The sequence below is a fragment of the Stenotrophomonas sp. 85239_Sma genome (assembly GCF_056481725.1).
On record NZ_CM151163.1, the window covers coordinates 2,773,408 to 2,799,090 of the forward strand.

At 65.4% G+C, this 25,683-nt stretch carries 28 protein-coding genes; 9 read left to right on the forward strand and 19 right to left on the reverse strand.

Annotation, left to right across the window (positions count from 1 at the left end; translation table 11 throughout):
• Nucleotides 1-22: 22 nt before the first annotated feature.
• Nucleotides 23-637, reverse strand: coding sequence for a CDP-alcohol phosphatidyltransferase family protein (locus tag ACYKG1_RS13000; RefSeq protein ID WP_100473191.1), 615 nt, complete (start codon nucleotides 635-637; stop codon nucleotides 23-25).
• A gap of 347 nt (nucleotides 638-984) precedes the next feature.
• On the opposite strand from ACYKG1_RS13000, the gene ACYKG1_RS13005 reads away from it, so the two are divergent.
• On the forward strand, nucleotides 985-1,635 hold the full coding sequence (locus ACYKG1_RS13005) for a class I SAM-dependent methyltransferase (RefSeq protein WP_100473192.1): 651 nt from the start codon (nucleotides 985-987) through the stop codon (nucleotides 1,633-1,635).
• 64 nt (nucleotides 1,636-1,699) lie between these two features.
• On the opposite strand, the gene ACYKG1_RS13010 is transcribed toward ACYKG1_RS13005, so the two are convergent.
• The 5 genes from ACYKG1_RS13010 to ppsR form a co-directional block, all read right to left on the reverse strand.
• Nucleotides 1,700-3,064 carry an MATE family efflux transporter gene (locus ACYKG1_RS13010; protein ID WP_478470688.1) on the reverse strand — a complete coding sequence of 455 codons (1,365 nt, stop codon included), beginning with the start codon at nucleotides 3,062-3,064 and terminating at the stop codon, nucleotides 1,700-1,702.
• A gap of 118 nt (nucleotides 3,065-3,182) precedes the next feature.
• The gene (locus ACYKG1_RS13015; protein ID WP_478470689.1) at nucleotides 3,183-3,797 is read right to left on the reverse strand and encodes a DUF2239 family protein; all 615 of its coding nucleotides are present in this window, start codon (nucleotides 3,795-3,797) and stop codon (nucleotides 3,183-3,185) included.
• Between the two features lie 142 nt (nucleotides 3,798-3,939).
• A complete protein-coding gene (locus tag ACYKG1_RS13020; RefSeq protein ID WP_478470690.1) occupies nucleotides 3,940-4,428 on the reverse strand; it encodes an NUDIX hydrolase in 489 nt (162 codons plus the stop codon).
• Nucleotides 4,429-4,470: 42 nt separating this feature from the next.
• Nucleotides 4,471-4,980 carry a DUF1249 domain-containing protein gene (locus ACYKG1_RS13025; RefSeq protein WP_100473195.1) on the reverse strand — a complete coding sequence of 170 codons (510 nt, stop codon included), beginning with the start codon at nucleotides 4,978-4,980 and terminating at the stop codon, nucleotides 4,471-4,473.
• Nucleotides 4,981-5,129: 149 nt separating this feature from the next.
• Nucleotides 5,130-5,951 carry a posphoenolpyruvate synthetase regulatory kinase/phosphorylase PpsR gene (ppsR, locus tag ACYKG1_RS13030; protein ID WP_005417170.1) on the reverse strand — a complete coding sequence of 274 codons (822 nt, stop codon included), beginning with the start codon at nucleotides 5,949-5,951 and terminating at the stop codon, nucleotides 5,130-5,132.
• Nucleotides 5,952-6,095: 144 nt separating this feature from the next.
• On the opposite strand from ppsR, the gene ppsA reads away from it, so the two are divergent.
• Nucleotides 6,096-8,474 carry a phosphoenolpyruvate synthase gene (gene ppsA, locus ACYKG1_RS13035; RefSeq protein WP_262083131.1) on the forward strand — a complete coding sequence of 793 codons (2,379 nt, stop codon included), beginning with the start codon at nucleotides 6,096-6,098 and terminating at the stop codon, nucleotides 8,472-8,474.
• A gap of 150 nt (nucleotides 8,475-8,624) precedes the next feature.
• On the forward strand, nucleotides 8,625-9,518 hold the full coding sequence (locus ACYKG1_RS13040) for a mechanosensitive ion channel family protein (protein ID WP_049422444.1): 894 nt from the start codon (nucleotides 8,625-8,627) through the stop codon (nucleotides 9,516-9,518).
• Between the two features lie 41 nt (nucleotides 9,519-9,559).
• On the opposite strand, the gene ACYKG1_RS13045 is transcribed toward ACYKG1_RS13040, so the two are convergent.
• The 5 genes from ACYKG1_RS13045 to ACYKG1_RS13065 form a co-directional block, all read right to left on the reverse strand.
• Nucleotides 9,560-10,675, reverse strand: coding sequence for an alkene reductase (locus tag ACYKG1_RS13045; RefSeq protein WP_478470691.1), 1,116 nt, complete (start codon nucleotides 10,673-10,675; stop codon nucleotides 9,560-9,562).
• A gap of 210 nt (nucleotides 10,676-10,885) precedes the next feature.
• Nucleotides 10,886-11,758 (reverse strand): EcsC family protein, encoded by an 873-nt coding sequence (locus tag ACYKG1_RS13050; protein ID WP_100473198.1) that lies wholly within the window; start codon nucleotides 11,756-11,758, stop codon nucleotides 10,886-10,888.
• Between the two features lie 114 nt (nucleotides 11,759-11,872).
• Nucleotides 11,873-12,445 carry an oligoribonuclease gene (gene orn, locus ACYKG1_RS13055; protein ID WP_100473199.1) on the reverse strand — a complete coding sequence of 191 codons (573 nt, stop codon included), beginning with the start codon at nucleotides 12,443-12,445 and terminating at the stop codon, nucleotides 11,873-11,875.
• A gap of 74 nt (nucleotides 12,446-12,519) precedes the next feature.
• Entirely contained in the window at nucleotides 12,520-13,044 is a 525-nt protein-coding gene (tadA, locus tag ACYKG1_RS13060; protein WP_262083133.1) for a tRNA adenosine(34) deaminase TadA, read from the reverse strand.
• Nucleotides 13,045-13,119: 75 nt separating this feature from the next.
• Entirely contained in the window at nucleotides 13,120-13,479 is a 360-nt protein-coding gene (locus tag ACYKG1_RS13065) for a winged helix-turn-helix transcriptional regulator (RefSeq protein ID WP_100473201.1), read from the reverse strand.
• Between the two features lie 78 nt (nucleotides 13,480-13,557).
• On the opposite strand from ACYKG1_RS13065, the gene ACYKG1_RS13070 reads away from it, so the two are divergent.
• From ACYKG1_RS13070 to ACYKG1_RS13080, 3 genes are all read left to right on the forward strand, one after another.
• Nucleotides 13,558-14,325: an NAD(P)H-dependent oxidoreductase gene (locus ACYKG1_RS13070; RefSeq protein ID WP_100473202.1), complete on the forward strand. Its 768-nt coding sequence runs from the start codon at nucleotides 13,558-13,560 to the stop codon at nucleotides 14,323-14,325.
• Between the two features lie 68 nt (nucleotides 14,326-14,393).
• Nucleotides 14,394-14,831: an acetyltransferase gene (locus tag ACYKG1_RS13075; protein ID WP_478470692.1), complete on the forward strand. Its 438-nt coding sequence runs from the start codon at nucleotides 14,394-14,396 to the stop codon at nucleotides 14,829-14,831.
• A gap of 57 nt (nucleotides 14,832-14,888) precedes the next feature.
• Entirely contained in the window at nucleotides 14,889-15,095 is a 207-nt protein-coding gene (locus tag ACYKG1_RS13080; protein ID WP_087922941.1) for a hypothetical protein, read from the forward strand.
• 12 nt (nucleotides 15,096-15,107) lie between these two features.
• Here the strand turns inward: ACYKG1_RS13080 and ACYKG1_RS13085 are convergent, their stop codons facing one another.
• Complete coding sequence (locus ACYKG1_RS13085) at nucleotides 15,108-15,614, reverse strand: GNAT family N-acetyltransferase (protein WP_478470693.1); 507 nt, start codon at nucleotides 15,612-15,614, stop codon at nucleotides 15,108-15,110.
• A 261-nt stretch (nucleotides 15,615-15,875) separates the two neighbouring features.
• Here ACYKG1_RS13085 and ACYKG1_RS13090 point away from each other — a divergent pair, with 261 nt between their 5' ends.
• Genes ACYKG1_RS13090 through ACYKG1_RS13100 form a run of 3 tightly spaced genes read left to right on the forward strand, consistent with a single transcriptional unit; the run spans nucleotide 15,876 to nucleotide 18,549 of the window.
• Nucleotides 15,876-16,532 (forward strand): hypothetical protein, encoded by a 657-nt coding sequence (locus ACYKG1_RS13090; protein WP_262083136.1) that lies wholly within the window; start codon nucleotides 15,876-15,878, stop codon nucleotides 16,530-16,532.
• A gap of 38 nt (nucleotides 16,533-16,570) precedes the next feature.
• Nucleotides 16,571-17,224 carry a hypothetical protein gene (locus tag ACYKG1_RS13095; RefSeq protein WP_262083137.1) on the forward strand — a complete coding sequence of 218 codons (654 nt, stop codon included), beginning with the start codon at nucleotides 16,571-16,573 and terminating at the stop codon, nucleotides 17,222-17,224.
• Nucleotides 17,221-18,549: an XVIPCD domain-containing protein gene (locus ACYKG1_RS13100; protein ID WP_262227273.1), complete on the forward strand. Its 1,329-nt coding sequence runs from the start codon at nucleotides 17,221-17,223 to the stop codon at nucleotides 18,547-18,549. Before ACYKG1_RS13095 ends, ACYKG1_RS13100 begins: the two co-directional genes overlap by 4 nt.
• Nucleotides 18,550-18,603: 54 nt before the next feature.
• On the opposite strand, the gene ACYKG1_RS13105 is transcribed toward ACYKG1_RS13100, so the two are convergent.
• From ACYKG1_RS13105 to ACYKG1_RS13135, 7 genes are all read right to left on the reverse strand, one after another.
• Nucleotides 18,604-19,872: a hypothetical protein gene (locus ACYKG1_RS13105; RefSeq protein WP_478470694.1), complete on the reverse strand. Its 1,269-nt coding sequence runs from the start codon at nucleotides 19,870-19,872 to the stop codon at nucleotides 18,604-18,606.
• 97 nt (nucleotides 19,873-19,969) lie between these two features.
• Entirely contained in the window at nucleotides 19,970-20,977 is a 1,008-nt protein-coding gene (locus ACYKG1_RS13110) for an XVIPCD domain-containing protein (protein ID WP_100473209.1), read from the reverse strand.
• Nucleotides 20,978-21,034: 57 nt separating this feature from the next.
• Nucleotides 21,035-21,571, reverse strand: a complete 537-nt coding sequence (locus ACYKG1_RS13115) for a hypothetical protein (RefSeq protein ID WP_478470695.1) — start codon at nucleotides 21,569-21,571, stop codon at nucleotides 21,035-21,037.
• A 460-nt stretch (nucleotides 21,572-22,031) separates the two neighbouring features.
• Complete coding sequence (locus ACYKG1_RS13120; RefSeq protein WP_478470696.1) at nucleotides 22,032-23,045, reverse strand: hypothetical protein; 1,014 nt, start codon at nucleotides 23,043-23,045, stop codon at nucleotides 22,032-22,034.
• 47 nt (nucleotides 23,046-23,092) lie between these two features.
• Complete coding sequence (locus ACYKG1_RS13125) at nucleotides 23,093-23,677, reverse strand: DUF4189 domain-containing protein (RefSeq protein ID WP_478470697.1); 585 nt, start codon at nucleotides 23,675-23,677, stop codon at nucleotides 23,093-23,095.
• A gap of 635 nt (nucleotides 23,678-24,312) precedes the next feature.
• The gene (locus ACYKG1_RS13130) at nucleotides 24,313-24,846 is read right to left on the reverse strand and encodes a DUF4189 domain-containing protein (RefSeq protein ID WP_478470698.1); all 534 of its coding nucleotides are present in this window, start codon (nucleotides 24,844-24,846) and stop codon (nucleotides 24,313-24,315) included.
• Between the two features lie 283 nt (nucleotides 24,847-25,129).
• On the reverse strand, nucleotides 25,130-25,654 hold the full coding sequence (locus ACYKG1_RS13135) for a DUF4189 domain-containing protein (protein ID WP_478470699.1): 525 nt from the start codon (nucleotides 25,652-25,654) through the stop codon (nucleotides 25,130-25,132).
• Nucleotides 25,655-25,683 lie beyond the last annotated feature (29 nt).

A 25,683-nucleotide genomic window follows, 5' to 3' on the forward strand; every position in this document is an offset into this window, starting at 1 on the left:
CGCAGGCCTCCGCAGGGCTGGCTCATGGCTTGGGGATACGCAGGGTCTTGCTGATCATCAGCGACCCGGACAGGGCGAACAACAACACCATCGGATGCAGCTGCCACGGGCCGATCTGCCACTGGCCAAACCAGATGTTCTGGCCGATGGCATCGGTGCCGGCGGCGATCGCCAGCACGATCACCAGCACCAGGCTGGTCGGGATCGGGGTGCCCTCGAAATACTTGACCTTGCCCTCGTCGCCGGCCAGCGCCTCGGCGGTGACGTTGTAGCGCGCCAGGCGGCTGACGCCACAGCAGACGAAGTAGCTCAGCACCAGCCAATCCCAGCCGCCCTGCATGCCACAAGCGTACGCCAGCGCTGCCGGCGCCACGCCGAAGGAGATCACGTCGGACAGCGAGTCGAGCTCGCGGCCCAGGGTGGAGCTGGACTTGCGCCAGCGCGCGATGTGCCCGTCCAGGGCGTCGAAGATGAAGGCCAGCGGGATCAGCGCCATGCCGAACAGCAGGTACCCGCGCTCGCCGTCCTGCAGGAAGCGCATCGCGGCGAACACCGCACCGGTGCCGCAGAAAGCATTGGCCAGGGTGAACCAGTCGGCCAGCTGGAATTCGCGCAGCATCGAGAAGTGACGTTTCATGGGGTCTCACGGAGCATCAAGGCCCACAGGTTACCGCGAGCGCCGCCGCTGGCGACAGCGCCGACAGGATCCACCCTTCACCGCTCCCTCACCCATCCTCACCGGCGGTGAATTTTTCGCCACCCATCTTGACAGCCTAGGGGGGTGGCGCCTGTCGCGGCTTATCCACAAAGTTGCCCACGCGTAATCCACACCCCCTGTGGACAACCAGATCTCACCGACTGCGACGGTGGACATTTCCTCATCACCCTTCCGCGGGGTTTCCCTACTTCCCAAGCCGCGGAGTCGGCGCTATGGTCACCGGCGGGCCCGCCGCCGCCACGTCCGAAACCCACCGACGGACGACGATGACGATGCTGGATGCCTCCTCCCTGGCCGCGCAGCTGCGGCAGCCCCACGGCGACGCCGCACTGGCGGTGGCCGATTCAATGAATCGCAGCAACGGCGCGCTCAACCGCGCGGCGATCAGCCTGCTGGCGGTGTCGGCAGGCGAACGCATCCTGGAGATCGGTCCGGGCAACGCCGCCTTCGCACCCGAGCTTCTGCAGGCCGCCGACAGCCAGTACCTGGGGATCGAACTGTCCTTTGCCATGGTCGAGGCCGGCAATCAGCGCCTGGCCGCCGGCGGGCTGGCCGACCGTGCCGCGATGCGCCATGGCGATGCCCACCTCCTGCCAGTCAGCGATGCCTCGATGGATGCGGCGCTGGCAGTCAATACCCTGTACTTCTGGCCGAACCTGGCACCGGTGCTGGACGAACTGGCGCGGGTACTGCACCGGGGCGGCCGCCTGTGCCTGGCCTTTGGCGATGCTGCCTTCATGCGCAGCCTGCCGTTCGCTGCCGACTTCCAGCTGCATGAGCTGGACGCGGTGGAGCTGGCCCTGCGGGTATCCGGCTTCCGCGTCTCGGCTTGGCGCAGCCACCGCGAAACCGCGAGCGGCAATGACGGCCAGACCCGCGAAAAACACTTCCACCTGCTGCTGGCACAGCGGCGCTGAAGTGTTAGAGCCGGCCGCTGGCCGGCTGCCCCGACCGTTCCGGGTTGCCGGCCAGCGGCCGGCATTACCCGCCTTGCACCCGTCGCCGCCAACGCGCGAAACAGAACACCTGCATCACCAGCATCGCCAGCAACCCCAGCGGCCACGCCCACCACACGCCCGCCAGCCCATGCCGCGCCTGCAAGCACATCGCCAGCGGCAGCTCCAGCAGCAGTACCGCCGCCATGCCCAGCAACGCGGGCAGCAAAACCGTTCCGCTGCCACGCATCACCCCGACCAGCACGGTGCTGCCTCCCATCGCCAGCACGCCCCACGCCACTGTGCGCAACTGCAGCGTGGCCAGTTCGCGCGCTTCGGTCGCCACCAGGATCAGCCCAGTCAGCCAGGGTGCCAGCGCCATCACCAGCAGCACCACCGCGCTCAGTATCGCCAGGCCAAGCAGCACGCCGGTGCGGGCGATGGCGAACAGCCGTTCCGTACGCCCCGCGCCCATCGCATGCGCCGCGAGGATGGTGGCGGTGATCCCCAGTGACATCGCCGGCAGCTGCACCCAGCTCATCAACTGGTTGACCGCACCGTAGGCGGCCGTGGCCGTGTATCCGTAGCGGTTGATCCAGCCCAGCAACACGATCTCGGCAATGGCCAGGCTGAGCATCTGCAACGAAGACGGCACGCCAATGCGGAGCATCGCGCGGATGATCGCGCCATCGAAACGGATGGCGCGCAGCAGGTCACGGCCCGGCGCCAGCGGATGTCCCAGCCGATGCCAACGCCACAGCAACCAGACCAGTGCCAGCAGCGACGCGAACGCCGCGGATACGGCCGCACTGGCCGAACCCAGCTGCGGCGCGCCCGCCCCGCCCAGGATCAGCAGCGGCGTGCACAGCAGGCCGACCGCCGTGGCCAGCAGCAGCGCATGCAACGGCGACGTCGCATCGCCCACTGCACGGCTCACGGCGGTGGCCAGCCATAGCAGGAAGAACGCCGGGGCCGCCAGCAGCAGCACGCGTGCATAGACAATGGACTCACTGAGGACCGCTGCCGGCGTGGCCAGCGCCGCCAGCAGCTGTGGCGCGAAACCGCCGCCCAGGGCCATCACCAGCACCGATAACAGCAGGATCAGCGCCACCGCGCTGCCAGCCACCGCGCGTGCCTGCTGCGGGCGGCCCGCACCCCAGGCCTGGCCGATCAACACCATTGCGCCCGTGGCCAGGCCCATCACCAGGGCCAGCAACAGGAAGAAGACCGGGAAGAACGCGGCGGCTGCAGCCACCGCCTGTGTGCCAAGCAGGTGGCCAAGATAGATGTTGTCCAGCGTGCCTGCGGCCAGCTGCAGCGCATTGGTCAGCAGCATCGGCAGCAGCAGCGTCAGGTAGGCGCGCCACAGCGGGGGTGCCGCCGGGGATATCGGATGTACGGGGGGGCTCATGGGATTCTCTGGGCAAGGCGCCGCCCTGCCCGGCGTTTCCGCCAGCAAAGCAAGCACAGGGGAAGCGGGCCGCGGCCCGCAATCAGATGACGCCGTCGCTCAGCAACGGCGCGATGGCTCAGCCGCCAGCGTCTTCGAAGGCCAGGCGCAGGGCGTGCTCACGCACGTCCAAGGGCCAGGAATGCAGTGCCGCCTCCAGGCCCGCGCGATCGTGCGCGAACAGCACGCGGATGGCCTCCTCGAAGCCCGGCAGGTCACCGGCGATGGCCTGCAGGAAGTGATAGGCACGCTCGCTATGGCGGCGCTGCCGGTCCTCGTCAGCACCGGCACGGCTGGCCGCTTCCACCAGCCTGCGCAGCACCACCGAGGCCCCACCCGGCTGTTCGGCCAGCCACGCCCAATGGCGCGGCAACAGCGTCACTTCGCGGGCGACCACGCCCAGCTTGGGGCGGCCGCGGCCACGCGGGGTTGCGGGCGCCCCTTCGGCAGTGACATCCGCATCCGCCTCCACGGCGGGAAGCGACTCGGCCACCCGCGCCAGCAGTTCTGCGTCGCTGCCGCGCGTGTCGAAATCGCGGGTTCGGCCGCTGGCGTTGTCGAACACCAGCAGCGGACCGGTGGCGTTATCGGCACGTAGCTGTTTCAACGCCAGCGCAGCAACTTCCGGGGTACCGGAAGCGACCAGGCGATGGCCGTCGAAACAGCTGAAGGGAGGAAGTCGGGACGCAGGCATGGCAATGGCATCGGAGGCGATGCGGGAATATTGCCCGGGTAATTTGCGCGAGTCAATATTGCCCGGGTATTAACCAGCCAGAAGAGCGTGCCAACCAAGGTTGGCACCCACCCGAAAGGTCGGCATCCACCGATTCGTCGGGTCACAGCCGGCTGTAGGACCAGCTGACCATGCGACCGTCCTTGTACGGCATCACGCCGTGGAACGGGCGCGGGTCGGCGTCGAACACCAGCGGCAGGAAGTTGCGGTCGCCCTCCCACATCGGCAGCGTGTCCAGCTTGTCCAGGTCCACCCACTCCAGCGTGCCCTCGTGGTTGCCGCCATGCGGGGTGCCCTCGAATCCGTCGATGACGAAGACGAAGCCCAGCCAGTCCTCGCCATGCTTGCCGAAGCCCGGCCAGCTGATGGTGCCGCGCAGGTGCATGTCGGTGCAGTGGATGCCGGCCTCCTCGACGATCTCGCGGCGCATGCTGGCCGCCACGTCCTCGTCCGCTTCGATCTTGCCGCCCAGTCCGTTGTACTTGCCCAGGTGGTGGTCACCAGGGCGGGTATTGCGGTGGATCATCAGCACCTGGCGACGATCAGGCGACAGCACATAGCCCAGGGTGGCGACGATCGGGGTGTACGGCATGGGGCGGCATCCAGCGGCAGGTCAGCCGTGGATTATGGCCGATCAGCGCACCAGCGACAGGCGGCGTTCGGCAGGCGCAGCGGCGCCATCGGGATCGCGGCGCAGGGTGGCGACGCCGTGGCCGCGTTCGGCCAGGTATTCCAGCCATTTGCCGAGGAAGGTGTTCATCCGCATGCGATGGCTGATCAGCTCCGCCGGCGGGGGGTACAGGCCCATGGTGTCCTGCCAGCGGCGACCGACGTAGCAGTGCGTGGTCTCCGCCTGGCGCGCATCACGATACAGGCGCACGTAGGCCGACGGATCCGGTTCACCGGTGACCGGGTCGGCCAGGTCGTAGGTCAGGCGCAGTTCCACCGTGTAGCGGTGGCACTCGATCACGTCCAGGCGTACGTCCAGGCCGTCGCCGATCGAGGAAATGTAGCTGCCCGCCACCAGTCCGGCCGGTTCGAACAGGCGCACCAGGTGGCGGTAGTTTTCCGCGTACAGGCCCATGAGCCAGCTCAACCGGCTCAGGCGGGGAATGCGTTCGGTGCGGGGCGAGGCTTGGGCCATGGGTCGATCCTACACGTTGGTGCTTCAACGTGGGGGCGGGATCGCCCTGACCAAAGGGACTCGGTGTCGACCAACGGCCGATACCCACCGCGGAGGAGGCGTAATGCCCGCCACACAGGTAGGCCACGCCCGTTGGTCGCGGCGACGGATCAATACAGCTCGCGCTGCAGCCCCAGCGTGGCCAGCACCTTGCTGGAAATCTCCTCGATCGAGGTATGCGTGGTGCTCAGGGTCGGGATCCGCTCCATGCGGAACATGGTCTCGGCCGCGGCCACCTCGCGCTTGCAGGTGTCCAGGTTGGCGTAGCGCGAGTTCGGACGGCGCTCCTGGCGGATCTGCTGCAGGCGGTCGGGGTCGATGGTCAGGCCGAACAGCTTACGCCGGTAGTTGCGCAGGCGCGGCGGCAGGCGGTCGCTTTCCAGGTCTTCGTCGGTCAGCGGGTAGTTGGCCGCGCGTACCCCGTAATGCAGGGCCAGGTAGATGCAGGTGGGCGTCTTGCCGGCGCGCGACACCGCCACCAGGATCACGTCGGCATCGTCGTAGTTCACCGCGATGCCGTCGTCATGGGTCAGGGCGAAGTTCATCGCGTTGATGCGGCGGTGGTAGGTGTCGAAATCGACCATGCCGTGGGCCTGGCCGACCCGGGCCAGGCGTGGGCTGGCCAGTTCACGCTCCAGCGGCTCGATGAACGGCGCGAACACATCCAGCATCAGCGCCCCGCTGTCGGCCAGGATCAGGCTCAGGCTCTGGTCCACGCAGGAGTTCACCACGATCGGCCGGACCTGGTACCGCTCCCCTGCCGCCTGGATCCGGGCACAGGCTTCACGCGCTTTTTCGGGGTCGTCGACAAACGACATGCGGTCGGTAATGAAGCTGAACCCGGAGAACTGGGTAAGCAGGCTATGCCCAATGGTTTCAGCGGTGATACCGGTTCCATCGGAAACGTAGAACACCGGACGGATGGTCGACATGCGCGCTTTTACCCCCTACGAAGCTTAAAAAGGCCGCCAGCACAAGCTTGTGCCGACGGTGGTCTGCCCGGCATCATATCGGCTTCTTCCTACGGACGCGGCCATTCAGCCCGCCTCGGGCGATGGCCAAACGGAGCATCGCGCTTGAACGAGAACATCCTGTGGTTGCACGAACTGCGTCTGGCCGATCTGGCCCGCGTAGGCGGCAAGAATTCGTCGCTGGGCGAGATGATCGGCAACCTCGCCGGTCTGGGCGTTTCGGTGCCGGGCGGTTATGCCACCACCGCTGAAGCCTTCAAGGACTTCATCGCGCACAACGATCTGTCCAAGCGCATCTTCGACAAGCTGGCCACGCTGGACGTCGAGGACGTCAACGCGCTGACCGCCGCCGGCAAGGAAATCCGCACCTGGGTGATCGATGCGCCGCTGCAGCCGCAGCTGGACCAGGACATCCGCAGCGCCTACGCCAAGCTGAGCGCCGACAATGGCGGCGGCGACGTGGCCGTGGCCGTGCGTTCCTCGGCCACCGCCGAGGATCTGCCGGATGCGTCTTTCGCCGGCCAGCAGGAAACCTTCCTCAACGTCACCGGTGCCGACGACGTCGTGCACAAGGTCAAGGAAGTGTTCGCCTCGCTGTACAACGACCGCGCCATCGCCTACCGCGTGCACCACGGCTTCAAGCATGAAGACGTGTTCCTGTCCGCCGGCGTGCAGCTGATGGTGCGTTCGGGCGTCGGCTCCTCCGGCGTGCTGTTCACCCTGGACACCGAATCCGGCTTCCGCGACGTGGTGTTCGTCACCTCTTCGTTCGGCCTGGGCGAAATGGTCGTGCAGGGCGCGGTCAACCCGGACGAGTACTACGTCTACAAGCCCACCCTGCAGGCCGGCAAGCCGGCGATCCTGCGCCGCTCGCTCGGCAGCAAGGCCATCCGCATGGTGTATTCGGATGTTCCGGGTGAGCGCGTCAGGATCGAGGACACCCCGGTCGAACTGCGCAACACCTTCTCGATCAGCGACGAGGACGTGCAGGAACTGTCCAAGCAGGCGCTGGTCATCGAAAAGCACTACGGCCGCCCGATGGACATCGAGTGGGCCAAGGACGGTGTCAGCGGCAAGCTGTTCATCGTGCAGGCGCGCCCGGAGACGGTGAAGTCGCGCAGCCACGCCACCCAGATCGAGCGCTTCGCGCTGACCGAAAAGGGCGGCAACGTGCTGGCCGAAGGCCGCGCCGTTGGTGCCAAGATCGGCTCGGGCGTGGCCCGCGTGGTGAAGACGCTGGACGACATGAACCGCGTGCAGCCGGGCGACGTGCTGATCGCCGACATGACCGATCCCGATTGGGAGCCGGTGATGAAGCGCGCCTCGGCCATCGTCACCAACCGTGGCGGCCGAACCTGCCACGCCGCGATCATCGCGCGCGAGCTGGGCGTGCCGGCCGTGGTCGGTTCGGGCAATGCCACCAAGGTGATCGAAGATGGCCAGCTGGTCACCGTCAGCTGCGCTGAAGGCGATACAGGCTTCATCTACGAAGGCAAGCTCGGCTTCGAGCGCACCACCACCGATCTGGGCAACATGCCGCCGGCACCGCTGAAGATCATGATGAACGTGGCCAACCCGGAACGTGCCTTCGACTTCGGCCAGCTGCCGAACGCCGGCATCGGCCTGGCCCGCCTGGAAATGATCATTGCCAGCCACATCGGCATCCACCCGAACGCGCTGCTGGAATACGACCGCCAGGACGCAGCGACGAAGAAGAAGATCGACGAGAAGATCGCCGGCTATGGTGATCCGGTCAGCTTCTACGTGGACCGCCTGGCCGAAGGCATCGCCACCCTCACCGCCTCGGTCGCCCCGAACGCCGTGATCGTGCGCCTGTCGGACTTCAAGTCCAACGAGTACGCCAACCTTATCGGCGGCAGCAACTACGAGCCGCACGAAGAGAACCCGATGATCGGCTTCCGCGGCGCCAGCCGTTACGTCGACCCGAGCTTCTCGGCCGCCTTCGCGCTGGAGTGCAAGGCCGTGCTGCGCGTGCGCAACGAAATGGGCCTGGACAACCTGTGGGTCATGATCCCGTTCGTGCGCACCCTGGAAGAAGGCCGCAAGGTCATCGAGGTGCTGGAACAGAACGGCCTGAAGCAGGGCGAGAACGGTCTGAAGATCATCATGATGTGCGAAGTGCCGTCCAACGCACTGCTCGCCGATGAATTCCTGGAGATCTTCGACGGCTTCTCGATCGGCTCCAACGACCTGACCCAGCTGAGCCTGGGCCTGGACCGCGACTCGTCGATCGTCGCGCACCTGTTCGACGAGCGTAACCCGGCAGTGAAGAAGCTGCTGTCGATGGCGATCAAGGCAGCACGTGCCAAGGGCAAGTACGTCGGCATCTGCGGCCAGGGCCCGTCCGATCACCCGGATCTGGCCGAATGGCTGATGCAGGAAGGCATCGAGTCGGTGTCGCTGAACCCGGATACCGTGGTCGATACCTGGCTGCGCCTGGCCAAGCTGAAGGCCAACGGCTGATGCCGTGATGGCCACAGGCTGACGCCGTGTTCATCGGCGTCGGCCCATACTGCTGCTGCACGCAAGCCCCGCCTCTGCGGGGCTTGCTGTTTCTGGCGTCCACGTACGCCCTGCCCCGCGCAGACTTCCCCCGCAGCAAAGGATTTCCGCATGATCGCCGCCGCAGCACCCGCCCCCACCGCAACGCCCTGGTTCCATTCGCTCGACTGGGAGCGCCTGCTGGAAACTTACGGTGTGCCGTTGCTGGCCGCGATCGTGGTGCTGCTGGTCGGCATGTGGCTGGCGCGACGCCTATCCAACGCAATGCCGCGCGCCACCGCGCGCATGGGCGTGGACCCGATGCTGGGCAGTTTCCTGCGCAACGTGGTGTACGCCGCGTCGCTGGTGATCGTAGTGGTGCTGGCGATCGGCACGCTGGGTGTGCAGATCACCCCGCTGCTGGCCGTGCTCGGTACCGCTGGCCTGGCAGTTGGCCTTGCCCTGAAGGATTCGCTGTCCAACATCGCGTCGGGCGTGATGCTGGTGACGCTGCGCCCGTTCCGCGTGGGCGACGTGGTGACCGTGGCCGGCCAGACCGGCACGGTGCGCGAAGTGCGCATCTTCCAGACCGTCATCACCGGTGCCGACAACCAGCACACCACCATTCCCAACACGCTGATCACCGCCGCACCGATCATCAACCTCACCGCCGAGCCGACCCGCCGCGTCGAACTGGTGATCGGCATCGGTTACGAAGACAACATCCAGCTGGCACGCGACACGGCGCTGGCGCTGATGAAGGCCGACCCGCGCGTGCTGCAGGCACCCGCACCGGACGTGGTCGTCTACGAGCTGGGGGCGCACGCGATCAATCTTGGCATCCGCTGCTACGTGAAGTCGGCCGACTGGTTCGGCACCAAGGTCACGCTGCTGGAGCAGCTCAAGCTGGGCTTCGACAAGGCCGGCATCAACATTCCGTATCCGCAGCAGGACATGCACCTGTACCTGCACGGCAAGGATGGCGGCGTGGTCGAGGCCGATGCCCTGGTACGCGACAAGCCCTGATCGGGAGTGCCGACCATCGGTCGGCACCCACTCGTCCCGGATCAGGCCGCGACGCTCTCTTCCAGCGTCGGGTAATCGATGAATCCGACCGCGCCACCGCCAAAGAACGTCGCCCGATCCGGCAGGTTCAATTCCGCCCCCAGACGCAGGCGCTCAGGCAGGTCCGGGTTGGCGATGAACGGGCGGCCGAAGCCGATCAGGTCGGCCCAGCCTTCGGCCAGTGCCTGCTCGGCGCGCTCGGCGGTGTACTTGCCGGCGTAGATCAGGGTACCCGGGTAGACCATGCGCAGCGCCTGCTTGAACGCCACCGGCATCAGCGGCGCATCGTCCCAGTCGGCTTCGGCAATGTGCAGATAGCCCACACCCAGCTCACCCAGAAGGTGGGCAGCCGCCAGATAGGTCGCCTGCGGCGTATCGTCGACCGCGCCCTGCAGCGTCGTCAACGGCGCCAGACGCACGCCCACGCGATCACCGCCGGCCACCGCGATCACCGCCTGCACAACCTCGCGCAGGAAACGCAGACGGTTCTGCAGTGAGCCGCCATAGGCGTCGGTGCGCTGGTTGGCCTGCGAGTCGATGAACTGGTTGATCAGGTAACCGTTGGCGCCATGTAGTTCTACGCCGTCGAAGCCGGCCTCCAGCGCATTGCGTGCAGCCTGGGCGTAGTCGGCGACGACGCCCGGAATCTCGCCTTCGGTCAGCGCACGCGGCATCGAGTGCTGGATCATCTCACCCACGCCCGCTTCCGGGCCTGCGCCGGTGGGGTCGACAAACACCTTCACGCCTTCGGCCAGCAACGCCGACGACGACACCGGCGCGGCACCACCGGGCTGCAGGGCCACATGCGAGACCCGGCCCACGTGCCACAGCTGGGCGTAGATGCGACCGCCGGCAGCGTGCACAGCATCGGTCACCCGGCGCCAGCCCTGCACCTGTTCCGGGCTGTGGATGCCCGGGGTCCAGGCATAGCCCTGGCCCTGCGGGCTGATCTGGGTACCTTCGCTGACGATCAGGCCCGCGCTGGCCCGCTGCGCGTAGTAGGCGGCCATTTCCGCGGTGGCGACGTTGCCATCGGCAGCACGCGACCGGGTCATCGGCGGCATCACGATGCGGTTGGGCAACGTCAGCGCGCCCAGGCGGTGGGGGGTGAACATCATGGCGGCAATCTCTTGCGGGGGGGGAGTACCGCAAAGGATGGGGATGCCGGCTGCCGCGCAACAGGCATGCGCTGGCAAAACAATTGTTCCCCCGAGGCAAGGATGGCGTGACCAGGGGTCAGAGCCCCTGCCTGCGGAAGAGGATCCGACCCCACGCGCAACCGGGGTCGGATCCCTTTGCAACGCAAAGGGCTCTGACCCCAAAGCCGGTTACAGAGTCGGCTCGATCTTCACCGCGCCGTGTGCCACGCGGTCATAGCAGCTGCGCACCACATCTTCCCCGTACTTCAACTCCAGCCGGCGCACGATGAAGTGGCCGCGCGCCATGTCCTGGTAGTAATCGGTGAACATGGTATTGAGTGTCGCACCGGCAGCCGCGCCGACGATCGGCACCGCTTGTGCCGCGAACTTCTCGGTGACCACCACGCCGAAGCGCGCCGCCACCTTTTCCACCATCTTCGCCAGCAGCTTGCCAGCCTCCTTCGGTGCCACGCCCAGGGTCAGGTCGCGGCCGGTCACCACGCGCCCGGCCAGCTCGGCCGACAGATGGCGCATCACATCGGTGGTAAAGCCACGGGCCAGGTAATAGCCGGTCTCGCTGGCATCATCGCGCGGCGAGTTGCCGCCCAGCGCGAACACCTCCAGGCAGGCCTGGCGGGTGCTGAACTCGGACAGGTCGAAGCCCTCGCTGCGGGCCACATCGGCCACCGCGCGCATCATGATGGTGGTCGACACCGGCAGCTCGATGAATAGTGCCGCGAAGCCGAAGGCCCCGCCGACCGCGCCCGAGGTGGCTGCCGCCACCTTGTGCCAGCGCGTGGAGGCCCCTTTGCCGGGCGTGTTGTCCATGCTCCACAGCGCCGCCTGCGCCGACTTGGACAGCGCCGCCTGCACCGCGCCATGGATGCGGTTGGAGACCGAACTGGGCAGCGCCTTCACCGCGAATTCCAGCGGCGTGCCGACCAGGTTGGCCATGCGTGCGGTCAGGGTCGGGGCTTCCAGCAGGGTCACCGCCCGCTGCAGGTCGGACCAGTCGCGGGCGTCGTGGGCAATGTCGCGGGGCAGCAGGATGGGCTCGTTCATGGCGCCGATCTTAGCGCCAGGGAGTTGAACGAAGCGTAGTGCCGGCCGCTGGCCGGCAACCTGTTGGACCTCACGAAAGCCCTGGAATTGCCAGCCGGCGGCCGGCACGACCGGTCAAGGTGTCGAAAGCCCGGACAGCGCGCCCATGAACTGGCGGTAGTGGCGCAGCTCGGCGATCGAATCGTGCACGTCGCTCAGCGCGGTGTGGTTGCTGTTCTTGCCAACACCGGCGGCCACGTTCGGCGCCCAGCGCTTGGCCAGTTCCTTCACGGTGGAGACGTCCAGGTTGCGATAGTGGAAGTACTTCTCCAGGCGCGGCATCTGGCGATGCAGGAAGCGGCGGTCCTGGCAGATGGAGTTGCCGCACATCGGCGACAGGCCAGCCGGGATCCACTGCGCCAGGAAGTTCACCGTCTGCGCCTCGGCCTGGCCCAGGGTGGTGGTGCTGTCCACCACGCGCTGCCACAGGCCCGAACGGCGGTGCTGGTTGCGGTTCCACTCATCCATCGCTTCCAGCGTTTCCAGCGGGTGGTGGATGGCGAATTCCGGCCCTTCCGCCAGCACATTGAGCTGGGCATCGGTGACCACGGTGGCGATCTCGATGATCGAATCGTTGTCGGTATCCAACCCGGTCATTTCCAGGTCGATCCAGATCAGTCGTTCGTTGGCCGCGCCGTTGTCCGCCATGTGTCGCCTCGTTGCTGGGCAGGCGCGCGGCCTACCGGTAATGGAAAGAGGCGCCCATCATACCCGTTCGCCCCTCAGGCCTCGCCGGCATGGTCTTCCAGCAGCAGCGGCGGCTTGCCACGCTTGGCACGGAAATAGTTGGTCAGGCGCATGCTGGCCTCCTTGGCCAGCACCCCGCCGTGGATCTCGACGCGGTGGTTGTGGCGGGCATCGCCGAGCAGGTCGAACACGCTGCCGCAGGCCCCGGTCTTGGGGTCGCTGGCGCCGTAGACCAGACGGGCAACGCGTGCATGCACGATCGCCATCGCGCACATCGCGCACGGTTCCAGGGTCACGTACAGGGTACTGCCCAGCAGCCGGTGGTTGGCCAGCAGCTTGCCACCGGCACGCATTGCCACGATCTCGGCATGCGCGCTGGGGTCGTGCGAAGCGATGTTGAGGTTCCAGCCCTCACCCAGCAGCTGGCCATCAGCGCCGACCAGCACCGCTCCCACCGGAATTTCATCGAACTCGCGCTGCGCACGCTCGGCCAGCGCCAGCGCATGGCGCATCCAATGTTCATCGGCGTCGTGCACCGGCACACCCAGGGCATCGGTCATGGCGGTTCTCGCGTATATGCAGGGCCAGGATGGCCGCCGGGGCCGCATTGTACGCCCACGGCCGTGCAGGTTCCGCTAGCGCGCGTCGAAGCGTTCGCGGGCAGCGTCCAGTGCCGGGAAGTTGTGCTCGGCCCAACGGTCCAGCGCGTTCAGGGTGTCCACCAGACTGCGCGCAACCTCGGTCAACCGGTACTCGACATGCAGCGGCTTGCTGCCCAGATCGCAACGCTCGACCAGGCCGTTGCGCTCCAGCTGCCGCAGGGTCTGGGTCAACACTTTCTGCGAGATCCCTTCGATCTTCCGCAGCAGTGCGCCGTTGCGTTGCGGGCCCTGCGCCAACGCTGGCAACAGCAGCATCACCCACTTGCCGGAGATCAGCGCCAGCGCATCGCGTGCCGAGCAATCGGCGGCATAGACATCGCCCGGATAGGCCATGGTTACCTCAAGGTGCGTAATTGCCGGGGCACCCCGGCATCGCGAGGATGGTCGCACACTCCGCCAACGCCTCGCCCCATGCGCGCCCTGATCCTGCTTGCCCATCCGGAACCCCGCTCGTTCAACGCCCATCTGGCCACGCAGGCCGCCGAGCAGCTGCGGCACGACCATCTGCAGGTGGACATGGTCGACCTGTATGCAGAGGGCTTCGATCCGCTGGAAGCGGCCTGGCACCATCCACGGCGCCTGCAGCCCGAGCGCTTCGATGCCCAGCGCGAACAACGCTACAGCGCCGAACACGACCAGTTGCCCGCCGAGGTGCAGCGCCATCTGCAGCTGCTGCAGGCCACCGACCTGCTGATCCTGCAGTTCCCGCTGTGGTGGTTCGCGGCACCGGCCATCCTCAAGGGTTGGCTGGACCGCGTGCTGGTCTACGGGCCGATGTACAACAGCCGCCAGCGCCACGAGCACGGCGTGATGCGGGGCAAGCGCGCGTTGCTGAGCGTCACCACCGGATCATCGGCGCAGGCCTGCGCAGCCGACGGCCGCGAGGGAGATACCCGGTTGTTGCTGTGGCCGTTGATGTACAGCCTGCGCTACGTAGGCTTCGAGGTGATGGAACCGCATGTGGTGCACGGCGTGCGTTCAGGGCTTGCACCGGAGCGCGCGCAGGCGCACGACGAGGCGCTCGCCATGGCTGCACGCAACTACCGGGAACGGCTCGCTCAGTGGACGCAGTGGCCGATCGTGCTTTTCAACGACAGCGAGGACTTCGAGGATGGCGTGGTGCTGCGCGCGGAGGCCACAGCCTACAGCCCGTTCATCCGCCATCGCCACACCGGATGAATCCGCTTCTGCAGGCGCGGTCGGGACACTTCATACTGCGCGTTCCTGTCAAGCACTTTGGTGACCCCATGACCACCCTGCGCCCCTCGCGCGCCAGCGACGGCACCGCCCTCGTCGACCTCTGGCGTCGCGCCGTCGACGCCACCCACGACTTCCTCAGTACCGATGACCGCCAGGCCATCGAAGCCGAAGTGGCTGGCTTCCTGCCGCAGGTGCCGATGACCGTTGCCGTCGATGCGCAGGATCGGCCCGTAGGCTTCATGCTGATCGACGGCACGCACATGGAAGCGCTGTTCATCGATCCGGACGTCCGCGGTACCGGTATCGGCCGGCAGCTGTTGCAGCACGCACTGGCCCTGCATCCGCAGCTGAGTACCGACGTCAACGAACAGAACGCACAGGCCGTTGGCTTCTACGTCCGCATGGGCTTCGTCGAAACCGGCCGCTCACCGCTTGATTCGCAGGGCCGTCCGTATCCCCTGATCCATCTACGGTACAACGGCTGACATCCCTCGACAGCAACTGCGTGCTAGCGTGGTTGCTTTCGAAGAGGAGTGCCCTACATGGAAGGTGGCAGAGCCCTGCTGACCCTGTTTGCGCTGGGAATCAGCCTGATATGGATCCTGGTGCCGTTCGCGATCTTCGCGGTGCGCAATCTGCTGCGAGAGCTGTTGGCCGAGCAGCGCCGCACCAATGAACTGCTTGAACACATCGGCGGCTACCGCATTCCCAAGCCGCAACCCGAGCCCACCGTCTGGCGTGCGCCCTGACCTCCCGCACTCTCAGGCGGTGGCTTCAAAGGCCGTGGAATAGCTCACCTCGCCCTGCGCCATCGGCGGCCGCAGGCACAGCGCCTGGAAGTACTCCGGCGGAACACCCGGTAGTACCAGGCCCGGCTCGGCGCGGAATCCGAACCGCCCGTAATACGCCGGCTCCCCCAGCAATACGCAGCCGTGCGCGTCCTGCCCACGCAATGCGTCGAGCGCCGCGTGCATCAGCGCCGCGCCAATGCCCTGTCCCTGCCATCCGGGCAGCACCGAGATTGGCCCCAGGCCAAACCAGCCGGTGCTGCCATCGCTGATCGTTACCGGCGACAGCGCAATGTGGCCCACCACCTGCCCTTGGCGCTCGGCGACCATCGAAATGCTCAGCTCTCCGCGTGCACGCAGCGCGTCGACGATGAACTGCTCGGTATGGCTGCTGTGCGGGGCTTCACGGAAGGCCGCCTCGGTGAGTGCATGGATGCCGGCGTGGTCTTCGCGGGTTTCGGGGCGGATCGTGCAGTTCAAGGACAACACCTTTGATGAAGTGATGGACATGTGAATGATCGATTTCCGTCACGGATTCAGTTACGAACCTGCGTCCGGCAGCAGAGCCAACGCGGCGATCGGACGCCCTGTGCGGTAAGCGATCTGCCGGCGCGGAGCGCCCTGGATGCGTCAAAAGTCCGTCTCGAGGGGTGGCACAGCCCTCCCGGCACGTTCCATAATCGAGAAACCTGCCACCCAGGAAGGATATATGGACACGGACGCACGATGCAGGATCGGGCCATGGGTGTAGAACACCGCGCGCACAGGAGACGGCCGTTGCTGGCAGTGCTCGCCCTCCTCCCGCTGGCGGCGTGCTCGCCGTACGCCGATGCCGAGCGTGATGTCGCCGCGGGTGGACGCGGTCTGGCCAAGCTCAACCCGGCACCGAAGCAGGCCTATGAGCTGGTGCTGACACTGAAGGACGCGCCGGGCCCGTTCGCGATTGTTGAGGGCGTGGCCCAGTACGACGCCAGCAACTACGCAGACTGTGGACGGATCGTGCCTGCAACAGGCACTGCGGGCCGCATCACCAGCCAGGAGCCCGTCATCCTGCGCAAGATCGGCGAGAACGAATACCGCGGCACGTTCTACCTCGACCGTATGCAGGACGAGGACTACTACGGGCGTGGCGTCTGCCATTGGTCGCTGACGGGTGCTGGTGCAATGTTGCGCGCCACGAACGGAGAGGCGGATACGCGATTCCTGACGTATTTCAGAAAGGAACGCATGAACGCCGAATCGCCGTTGACTCTCTACTATCCGAAGGCTGCCTATCCTCGCGCCGAACTTGCTGCCAACTATCCTGCAAGTGGCAAGGAAGATCCTTCAGCCTACAAAGAAGAGCTGCGAGACGCGCTGTTCTCTACCACCACCACTGTGCAGAAGCTCATGCCATGAGCTGCCAGTTCCCCCCCCTACCCCCAAGGAGGCCGACATTGCGCCACAAGATGATTCCGTGCCTTGCTCTGCTTCTGTTGACCGCCTGCCACCCGGAGACCGCCATGAACCAGGAACGTGCCGCTGCCGAAGCCGATGTCGCCCAGGGAGGGCGCGGGCTCGCAAAGCTCAACCCCAGCCCGCGCAAGGCCTATGAACTGGTGCTGCGCCTGAAGGACGCACCCGGCGACTTCGCTCTGGTCAAGGGCGTGGCTCAGTACGACGTCACTAACGAAGACCAGTGCGGCCACATCGAGCCAGCCACCGGCACGGCTGCTCGCATTACCAGCCAGGAGCCAGTGGAGCTGCGCAAGGTCGCTGATGGTGAGTACCGGGGCATGCTGTATGTGGACCGCATGCTGGATGAAGACTACTACGGTCGTGGCGTGTGCAAGTGGGAGTTCACCGGTGCCGGGGCAATGCTGAAGGCAACGGGCGCTGAAGAAGAGACCCGCTTCCTCACCTTCGTTGACGCCAAGCCGCTGACCGAAGGTGGCGCGCATACGCTCTACTATCCGGATCTGGTCTATCCGAAGGCAGATCGCGTTCCGAATTTCCCCGCCAGCGGCGAGCCCGATCGCAGCAATTACGCCCCTGATCTTCGGGACAAGCTGTTTACGATCACCCTCTCCGCAACTGAGGTGGCGCCGTGACCATCACCTCCCAGGACTACGCCGCGTTATCTGATGACGCCTACAAGGATCGGGCCGTCGGCCGACGTGAACCCGGCCAGGAAGAGAAGGTCACGTTAAACGGCCATGAGTACAAGATACTTGAGCATGTCAACAATCGCCTCAACGGCTATCAAGGTACCGTCTATCAGCGCGTAGACACCAAAGAGATTGTCATTGCGCATCGTGGCACCGAGCAGATAGCTCGCGACGCGATTCTGACCGATGGCGGCATGGTGGTTGCGCGCACCAACGTGCAAGCGCCCGACGCGATTGCCTTGACACAGAGGACACTTGAAGGCGTCGCGCTTCAGTCGCGCTTGAACGGTGTACCCGCCCCCCAGGTCACCGTCACCGGCCACTCCCTCGGCGGCGCCCTGGCCCAGATCACCTCGCACCACTTCAACGTCAAGGGCGAGACCTTCAACGCCTATGGCGCGGTCAGCCTCAGCTACCGCATCCCCGAAGGCGGCAACACCATGATCAACCACGTCATGGCCTCCGATCCGGTCAGCGCTGCCTCGCCGCACTTCGGCCAGGTGCGCATCTATGCCAAGCCGGATGAGATCAAGACACTTGCCGCAAACGGCTTCAGCAATCATCCGATGCGCGCCCTGATCCCGGACAGCCCGCTCGTCGCAGCAGGCAGCTCGTTCGGCGCGCACAAGCTGGGCAACTTCCTCGGCGACGGCTCGGTGCTGCAACACCCGGAAACGCAGACGCTGGCAAAAGACAACGCCAGGATGATCGAGGAATACCGCGACGACGTCGAATCGTTGCGCCGTGGTGTCACCCGCGCGGCACGCGGCATTCCCGGCGGCGCCGTCGATCTGTACGACCATATCCGTGGCCCGCTGCAGCCCGGTGAGCCGGCACGCCGCGAAGCGGAGAAGAACGGCCATCACACCAGCATGCTGCGCATGGACGATGCCAACCATCTTGGCAATCCCTTGTTCAACGATGCGATCCGCGGCGTGCACGCGCAGGACGTGCGCGTCGGACGCGTGCCGGACGTGATGAGCACGCAGCTGGCAGGCAGCCTGGCTGCCGAAATGCATGCAGCAGGCGGCAAGCGCATCGACGACGTGGTGATGAATGCCGATGCCTCGCGCAGTTTTGCGGTACAGGGCCAGGGCGGTGACCCCGCCCACCTTCGCGTGTCGGTGGATACCGCCGTGGCGATGAATACACCGCTGGAACAGAGCAGCCAGCGCATCGACCAGCAGGCCGCAGGCCAGCGTCTTGCGCTGGAGCGCGACCAACAGCTGGAGCAGCAGCAGAATCAGACCCGCAGCCTGCAGGCCTGACGGACAGCACGGGAGCCGGTCATTCCGGCTCCCGCTCCAGCTCAACACCGCGCCTCAGGGGCTGGAGGCTGCGACCGCTCCAGACCCATTGGCGGTCACGAACAGATCCGGCCCGGAATCCGGGAATCCACCACAGGCGCGATCGCCCGGTGCCACCGGATCACAGGGCCACTGCGCACGCGCCACCTTCTCGCGCAGCTCGAAGCGATCACCGGTCCAGACCACGAACGCGATGTGCTCGCGGCTCCAGTCACTGTAGGCGCGCGGACCGCTCTTCTGCGCCGTCTCCGGGTACTGCACGAACCAGCGCATGGCGGGGCCGTACTGCAACTTGCTGTGGTCCAGGCTGATCCGGCCCTCGCGCGACAACTGGCGCGCACGATCGGCCTCGGTCACGTGGGGCATGGCCGGCATGGCATCGGTGGTCACATCCCTCGGCGCGGCGTCCCCGCGCACCTGGTACACGCGCTGGGCCACATAGGCCTCGCGGCAGTCACCCGCTGGCACACGTACCGGCTCCGCGCCGTACTCATCGCGGTTGGCGACCCGGTCGCTGCAGGTGAACGGCGCTGAGACCAGGTAGAACCTGATGTCGGCGTCGCGCCCTTCCAGCGAGCGCACCCAGATGTCGCCCATCCGCACGATGAAGTCCGGGCGTTGGCCGTAGCCCGGCACGGCCTTGAACCAGGCCTTCTGCTGTACCTCTCGCTCGCGCCAGCTGCGCGGCAGGTGGATGTCCTGCTCGGGCAGCGCGACCAGCATCGCAGCCAGATGCGCCGGCATCGTGCCCTGGCAGGCGCCGATCAGCAGGTCGCCCTGGGTCGCCAGCCGCCCGGCCAGATCCACCGGGCAGCGGGCACCAAGTGCCCGCTCGGTCGCCTGCTCGGGCGGCAACGGCACGATGGCCAAGGCGGGAGGTGCGGGCGCTACCGCAGGGGCGGCTGGCTCGACGGCGGCAGGCGGTGCAGCTACAGGGGCCGTCGCTGCGGCCGTCACGGGCGGGGGCGTCGGGTTTGCAGCGGGCTCCGGCTGCGCGTCCACCACGGCTGTTGCAGGGGATGGCGCGGCAGCGGGTACATCGGAAGCCGGCGCCGCGACAACGGCGTCGGTCGCCGCAGGCGCTGCAACGGGTGCCGCCCCTACAGGCGCGTCAACGGTCGCCTCGGCAGCGGGGGGCGTCTCCACGACAGGTGCCGCTGCCTCCTGAGCCCGTGCCGACGCTGCGGCAAGTCCAAGTGACAGCAGCCAGAGCGGCGGCAGGCGGCGCACGGATGCATTGCAGCGGGTAACGGCGTGCCGGTCATTGGAGGGAACGATTCGCATGTGGTGTCCTTACGAGTGGGTTTCCATGTCGGCGCCACAGGGCGCCACGCGTCGTACGTAAAGCGCCTGCGGGCACCCTGCCCGCCGGCATCAGGTGCTACAAGGATCGAGAACGCTGCTCCTGCTCGCGGGCGAGCGCAGCCGCCGGGTCCTGCTGCGCAACGCTGGCGGCCAACTGCTGGCTGCTCTGCGCCAGCGGCTGCTGCGCCGCCTGTTCGCGATCGACCGATGCGCGCAGCATGGCCGGATCGCCCAGCGCACCCTGTACAGCGAACAGCGTGCGACCGTCATTGCCGGCCAGCAGATGATCGATACGCGACATCCCGGCCTTCTGCGCGCTCAGCGCCAACGCGCCGGCGGCATTGTCCAGTTCCTGCCCAGTGCGCAGCCCGCTCTGAGGCCCCATCTGCTGCAGGTGCTGGCGCGCGCCCGAGAACAGTGTGTATCCCGGCTCGCCCGGTTGCGACATGTCGCGTTCGGTTGCCTGCTGGGCTGGCGCCCCCACTTCGCCACGTTCCAGGCGCGCCATCACATCGGGGGTCAGCTTCTGCTGCCACACGTCAAAACGCTGCTGGCGGGCTTCGATGCCGTTGAGCGCGCCATTCAGGGCACGCGTGGCTTCCCGCACATCCTCGCGCGCCGCTTCCGGCACCCGCGTCTGCCATTGCCACACGGCAATACGGCCTGCGTGCTCGGGCTGCGCGGCCAGTTCCGGCTGATTCACCAGGTCCAGATCCAGCGCCTTGCCGGCACGCTCGTAATTCTCCTTGCCGACCAGCGGCAGGTAGCCACGGCCGTGATACTTCAGCGCATCACCGGGCGCATCGTTGCCCATGCGGCCGCCATACATCAGTTCGGCCAGGTTCTCCGGCCGCCCACGCAGCGCTTCCTGTCGGGCGCTCTCAAGCGCGCCATTGCCATTGCGCCACGCCGCTTCCACCGGGATCTGCGAGATACCCCGGGTGAAGTTGAAACTCTCATTGAGCCGGCTCAGGCCACGGGACTCGTGCCCGGCCTGCGCCATGAAGTTGGCCAGTTCCCGGGACGAGGTCATGCCGGCCTCCGTGGCCTGCCGCAACAGCTGCGACTCTCTATCCTGCGACACGGTGAAACTCCTGCTCGATCATCGTTGGGTACTCCCGCCTCCTTACAGGCATGGCACTCAGGGCAAGCTCACGTCGGCGACGACGGACGGATCGAAATCCTCGAACCGCACCCGGCCAAGCTCGGCCGCCGAAAAGTCACGCGTGTGGGTGGCTTCGGTCTCGGTGTCGACCACCCTGCGCTGCACGCCATGCACCCAGCAGGCCTGCTCGGCGGGTGCATAGCGGAAGGTGTAGACACTGCTCCAGCGCTCACGGCTGCCACCATTGGTGATCACGCTGAACGCGCCGTCCTCGATGGTCACGTACGCGAAGGGATCGCCGGCGATGCCACCGCGCGTTGAGCACGGCACCAGCTTGTCGTTGCGTGCCGCCAGCTGCCAGCGGCCCGTGGCATCGCCCAGCAGCAACAGCAGGACCCGGTTCGGTCCGTGCTGGCCGGGCAACAAGCCCTCCGGAGGAGGTTGGTCGATCACCAGGAGCTGGTCCTGGAAACCATTGCCGGTCAGATCGCCGCGCACGGCTTCCAGCAGGTTCGCGCCGGACGGAACGAACGCCAGGGCATTGTCCATGTGCGTATCACTCCCCTTCTCCATCCCCTGCAACTCCTTCAATCCCGTCTTGCCAGTTCCCGAGCGGAGGCCGGAAACGGGGCGATGCCTCGCACGTGCCCTGCGGCCGCCATGGCGGATGATAGCCCCGAGCCCACGGCAACCGCGATGGTGGCAAGCGTCACCCGCACCGCGGGGGGACACAGTCCTCATGGACGGAAAAGCTCCTGCGTTCGATGGCACCGGCGCGTCGGGATTTTGACGCGCACGCAGCTTACTTCGGGGAGGCGGGGCTCGTCGAAGGGGGCTTGGGATGAAAAGCGCACTTGATCACAGAAAAAGCGCGGCTAACGTGAATGGTGGCTTATCTGACAAACAGATCCGCAGTGGATGGCGCCGTGGAGGATGCGCCGCGCCCCCGCCCACGGCCTGGTCCGGCAGGGGCGATGTTGCAGGGAAAGCCTGCACACGCTTTGTCGCCCCGCGTCGTGGCCAGCAATCGCGATCAGCGCAAGTGCTGCGCGCAGGTGGCTTCCTGCGTGGCGTAGTCACGAACGTAGCCGTCCATCGTGAGCACCGATATATCGCATCGATTGTTCACGTCACTGACGACATGCCCGTAAGCGTTCAACCCCCGCACACGCTCGCCACGATGCAGATACAGCGTGCGCGAACCATCGGCCCCATTCTCCACACGATCCGGCGGGCCCCACGTCCGCACGAATTCCTGCTCTGTCTTGCCGATCCACATGTCCATGAGATTGTTGCGACCCACGCGGTTGGCAGCGCGACGCGACTCATCCAAAGCCCTGCTGGTTTCATTCTGGGCGCGCGCCACAGTCGCTTCAAGGCTACGCACAGTGCGGTCCATTTCAGCGTCGGTCGGCCGATAGGTGAATGCTGGGCGCTTGCCGTCCTTCCACAGGTCACCCCAGATGACATCTACAGGTGATTGCCCGACGTCACCGACGGAAAGGAAGCCGTGCTTCAGCATTTCCGCCGGCACCTTGGCCTTGGGATCAGGCCCCACGAGACAGGCAAACCGCACCAGTTGCACCTGCCAGGGAGCAATCGCCTCGGCTCGCGGTTCGAATCTTTCCGGTGGGACGTTCTCCATCGGTCGGTCGCGCCACTGGATCAGACTCGTCCTGATGGCCACGGTGTTCTGTGAGCAGTTCACCCAGTACTTCCTGATCAGGCGATTCGGTTTCGTCGCGTTCTCGTAGACGGTATTGACCTGGATCTCGTACACCGGTTCCGGACCAGCAACGGGCTCACCGGGTTTCGGTGCCTTCCTGCGGCGCAACTGCTTCAGGTACGCGTTCTGCTCTGCCGGCGTGGCACGCTGCAGAAAACCGACCAGATCCGAGCGGTCAGCGAGCGTTTGCGCATCGACCACCCACGCCTCGCGGTTCGGCGTTTCGCCACCGGTGAAGATGACCCAGCTATCAGTGGCTTGTGCCGCCGAAGCGAACAGCAGTCCGCCAATCAGCAAGGCAACACGACCGGGATTCTGCATGATTCGCGCAACTATCGGGCACCTCACCATTTCGATCTGTCTAACATTCAATCTTCCGGATTCTTTCCATAAAGGACTGTGCTAGGACGCCAGTCGGACGACCACAAACTCGCCATAGGATTTCTAGAGTTCCTCGAAGATCGGCTCAGAGCAAGCGGAATAGACGGCAGCACAGTCGCTCCCTCCTTTCGAGGCACAGAGGCGGGAGGCACACTCCTTGCACTCTCGATCGTTGCGCCGGTACCAAATTGCGTGGTTCCACCTGTGCCCGAGCTGGCGACAACCGCGGCTACGCATTGATTCTTATATGTAATTGTGACCTTACATCCCATTCCGCCGGATTCAGCACACTTCCTCTGTGCCTCTTCAACAGCCTCCGTCTTCCGTACCCGCCCTGTTGAGGAGCCAGAGGCGCCCGACGGCGCCAACGATACTGCGCCCCAAGTCTTGATCCATTTACCCGTCGCTCTGGGCCCACTGGTGGCTGTACCTTCGCCTCCAGGAATCGGGGCGCAACCGCCGACACCATGCCCTCCGATCGGGTACTGCCCAGGAGGACACCGCCCCTCAGCCTGAGCCTCAAGGGCCGATGTGGCGAACACGAACACCAACGGCGCTAGCAAATGGATCATTACACAGACAACGCGTATTTCCGCGAACTAAATAGGTACCTTGGCAAATCGGCCTGTATCCGACGGCGTATCGGTAACATGTGAAGATCCAGTTGATCTACCCATCTGCCCTACTCCGCTTGCTCCATGCCCGATACTCACCTTCTCTGGCCTCGCCGGCGTGTAGTAACTACCCGGCGGCTACCCACTCGGACCCGGCGCCTGCGCGACCGGGCTGCCATCTATCTGCGAATATGCCATGAAGCTACCCAAGGTGCCTTGGAAGTACATGGCCGCCATTGGCAACAGTCAGAATCGTGTTCGCCAGGATCAAGCCCATGCCGCGCTACTGCGCCGTGAGCGTCACCCGCAATACTCGCCCTCAGAGCCGTCAACGACGAAGAAGTTCCTGCGTCTGAGGGGCTGATGCATCAACATTTTTGACGCGAACGCACCCTACTTCGAGGAGGGATTGCTCGCCTAACGGAACTTGGATTGAGAGGCGCTCTTGATTGAAAAAAGCGCAATCACCATGAGTGGCTACCTACGCGACTCAAGCGCCAAGCAGCAGTCTCACATAGAGACAGATACCACTAATATGCCAGAATGCGATAGACGCTGGACGTCGGATGTATCAACGCAGCTCCATCGAGCAATCAGAATTCTTGGAAGATCGGCTCACTGCAATCGGTGTACTTGATCGTGCACTGCCCACCGCCGTGAGCAGCACAGTACTTCAGAACCTCAGTGGAAGCAGCCTCTCTCGTTGGGCCGCCGGCCATTGAAATCAAGCCTTTAGAGCCCGGAGCCGGATCCGCGTAAGCGACGCACTGGTTCTTATACGTTATCCCTACAGTGCAATCCTTCGCACCATATGTCGCACACCGGGACTGAGCCTCAGCGACAGCCTCGGCCTTTGATCTCTTTCCAACCGAAGCTCCCACATCACCGGTCGCAACAGAACGGGATATGGCTCCCCAGGTTTTGATCCACTTACCTATCGCACGCGGCCCGGAACTCCCCTCACCCTGAGAGGCTGGAATCGGGGCACAGCCACCAACACCCCGGCCACCGATGGGATACTGACCAGGTGGACACCGCCCCTCTGCCCGGACCGACTCAGAGGTGAGCGCAGCACCCGCCACCACAATTGCTGCGACCAAACTTGCCGCCACTGAACGCCTGATCACATCGGGAATCTCCTAACACAAAGAATAGAGATCTTTTCTTAGCGGGCAGAACCAATCTCCCCAACAGCCAAGCTATTTCCAATCCTAGCCATTGGAATGACAGGCGTAATGGCATGATCTGTACTATTGCCATCAGCGTGAGAAAGATGAGGCTCCGGCCGGCACCCATACGGAGACCCGATCACGTGATCAGGACTTGCGACTCGATCGGCGCAGAGAAGAAATGGTCCGCTCAATACCGGCCATTCCACTGCCGGATCATCAGAATAACGCGAGCAGTGACTCAGAACTTCTCAAACTCCGGTTCGGTGCAATTGGACATGACAATCTCACATGTCTCTTTGGAACCAGCACGACATTGCGCCAGGGATAGACCTGCCGCCTCTTCCTTTGTGGCTGCAGCAGAGTAGAAGGTTCCCCCATTTCCCGTATTTGAGACAGCCGCCGTTGCGCACTGATTCTTATAGGTGAACTTCACTCGACAATCCCGGCCGCCGGCATCAGAGCAGGACCTCACTGCCGCGCTTCCCGCATCCGCCTTCTTCCTCCACCCGCTTGCCGCTCCTGCGATACCGGAAGGCGAGGCAGCAAATGCTCCCCAAGTCTTGATCCACCGCCCCGTTGGACGCGGGCTTTCCGCTCCTGATCCACCAGCAGGAATCGGTGCACATCCGCCGGCGCCCTGCCCACCAATCGGATACTGGCCTGGAGGACACCGTCCTTCGGCGAAGGCAGCGCTGTTCCCCCCAAAAATTAGGACTGCCGCAAGAGCGCACCTCAGAACTTGAGCTGCCCAGTCAATATTCATACACACATCCTTCAACCTAAGTCAGAACC

What these genes read in the sequence shown, in the direction of transcription:
- ACYKG1_RS13000 (WP_100473191.1), bottom strand. Translation starts at nt 637, where the DNA reads ATGAAACGTCACTTCTCGATGCTGCGCGAATTCCAGCTGGCCGACTGG.
- ACYKG1_RS13005 (WP_100473192.1), top strand. Translation starts at nt 985, where the DNA reads ATGACGATGCTGGATGCCTCCTCCCTGGCCGCGCAGCTGCGGCAGCCC.
- ACYKG1_RS13010 (WP_478470688.1), bottom strand. Translation starts at nt 3,064, where the DNA reads ATGAGCCCCCCCGTACATCCGATATCCCCGGCGGCACCCCCGCTGTGG.
- ACYKG1_RS13015 (WP_478470689.1), bottom strand. Translation starts at nt 3,797, where the DNA reads ATGCCTGCGTCCCGACTTCCTCCCTTCAGCTGTTTCGACGGCCATCGC.
- ACYKG1_RS13020 (WP_478470690.1), bottom strand. Translation starts at nt 4,428, where the DNA reads ATGCCGTACACCCCGATCGTCGCCACCCTGGGCTATGTGCTGTCGCCT.
- ACYKG1_RS13025 (WP_100473195.1), bottom strand. Translation starts at nt 4,980, where the DNA reads ATGGCCCAAGCCTCGCCCCGCACCGAACGCATTCCCCGCCTGAGCCGG.
- ppsR (WP_005417170.1), bottom strand. Translation starts at nt 5,951, where the DNA reads ATGTCGACCATCCGTCCGGTGTTCTACGTTTCCGATGGAACCGGTATC.
- ACYKG1_RS13040 (WP_049422444.1), top strand. Translation starts at nt 8,625, where the DNA reads ATGATCGCCGCCGCAGCACCCGCCCCCACCGCAACGCCCTGGTTCCAT.
- ACYKG1_RS13045 (WP_478470691.1), bottom strand. Translation starts at nt 10,675, where the DNA reads ATGATGTTCACCCCCCACCGCCTGGGCGCGCTGACGTTGCCCAACCGC.
- ACYKG1_RS13050 (WP_100473198.1), bottom strand. Translation starts at nt 11,758, where the DNA reads ATGAACGAGCCCATCCTGCTGCCCCGCGACATTGCCCACGACGCCCGC.
- orn (WP_100473199.1), bottom strand. Translation starts at nt 12,445, where the DNA reads ATGGCGGACAACGGCGCGGCCAACGAACGACTGATCTGGATCGACCTG.
- tadA (WP_262083133.1), bottom strand. Translation starts at nt 13,044, where the DNA reads ATGACCGATGCCCTGGGTGTGCCGGTGCACGACGCCGATGAACATTGG.
- ACYKG1_RS13065 (WP_100473201.1), bottom strand. Translation starts at nt 13,479, where the DNA reads ATGGCCTATCCGGGCGATGTCTATGCCGCCGATTGCTCGGCACGCGAT.
- ACYKG1_RS13070 (WP_100473202.1), top strand. Translation starts at nt 13,558, where the DNA reads ATGCGCGCCCTGATCCTGCTTGCCCATCCGGAACCCCGCTCGTTCAAC.
- ACYKG1_RS13075 (WP_478470692.1), top strand. Translation starts at nt 14,394, where the DNA reads ATGACCACCCTGCGCCCCTCGCGCGCCAGCGACGGCACCGCCCTCGTC.
- ACYKG1_RS13080 (WP_087922941.1), top strand. Translation starts at nt 14,889, where the DNA reads ATGGAAGGTGGCAGAGCCCTGCTGACCCTGTTTGCGCTGGGAATCAGC.
- ACYKG1_RS13090 (WP_262083136.1), top strand. Translation starts at nt 15,876, where the DNA reads ATGGGTGTAGAACACCGCGCGCACAGGAGACGGCCGTTGCTGGCAGTG.
- ACYKG1_RS13105 (WP_478470694.1), bottom strand. Translation starts at nt 19,872, where the DNA reads ATGCGAATCGTTCCCTCCAATGACCGGCACGCCGTTACCCGCTGCAAT.
- ACYKG1_RS13115 (WP_478470695.1), bottom strand. Translation starts at nt 21,571, where the DNA reads ATGGAGAAGGGGAGTGATACGCACATGGACAATGCCCTGGCGTTCGTT.
- ACYKG1_RS13120 (WP_478470696.1), bottom strand. Translation starts at nt 23,045, where the DNA reads ATGCAGAATCCCGGTCGTGTTGCCTTGCTGATTGGCGGACTGCTGTTC.
- ACYKG1_RS13125 (WP_478470697.1), bottom strand. Translation starts at nt 23,677, where the DNA reads ATGATCCATTTGCTAGCGCCGTTGGTGTTCGTGTTCGCCACATCGGCC.
- ACYKG1_RS13135 (WP_478470699.1), bottom strand. Translation starts at nt 25,654, where the DNA reads ATGAATATTGACTGGGCAGCTCAAGTTCTGAGGTGCGCTCTTGCGGCA.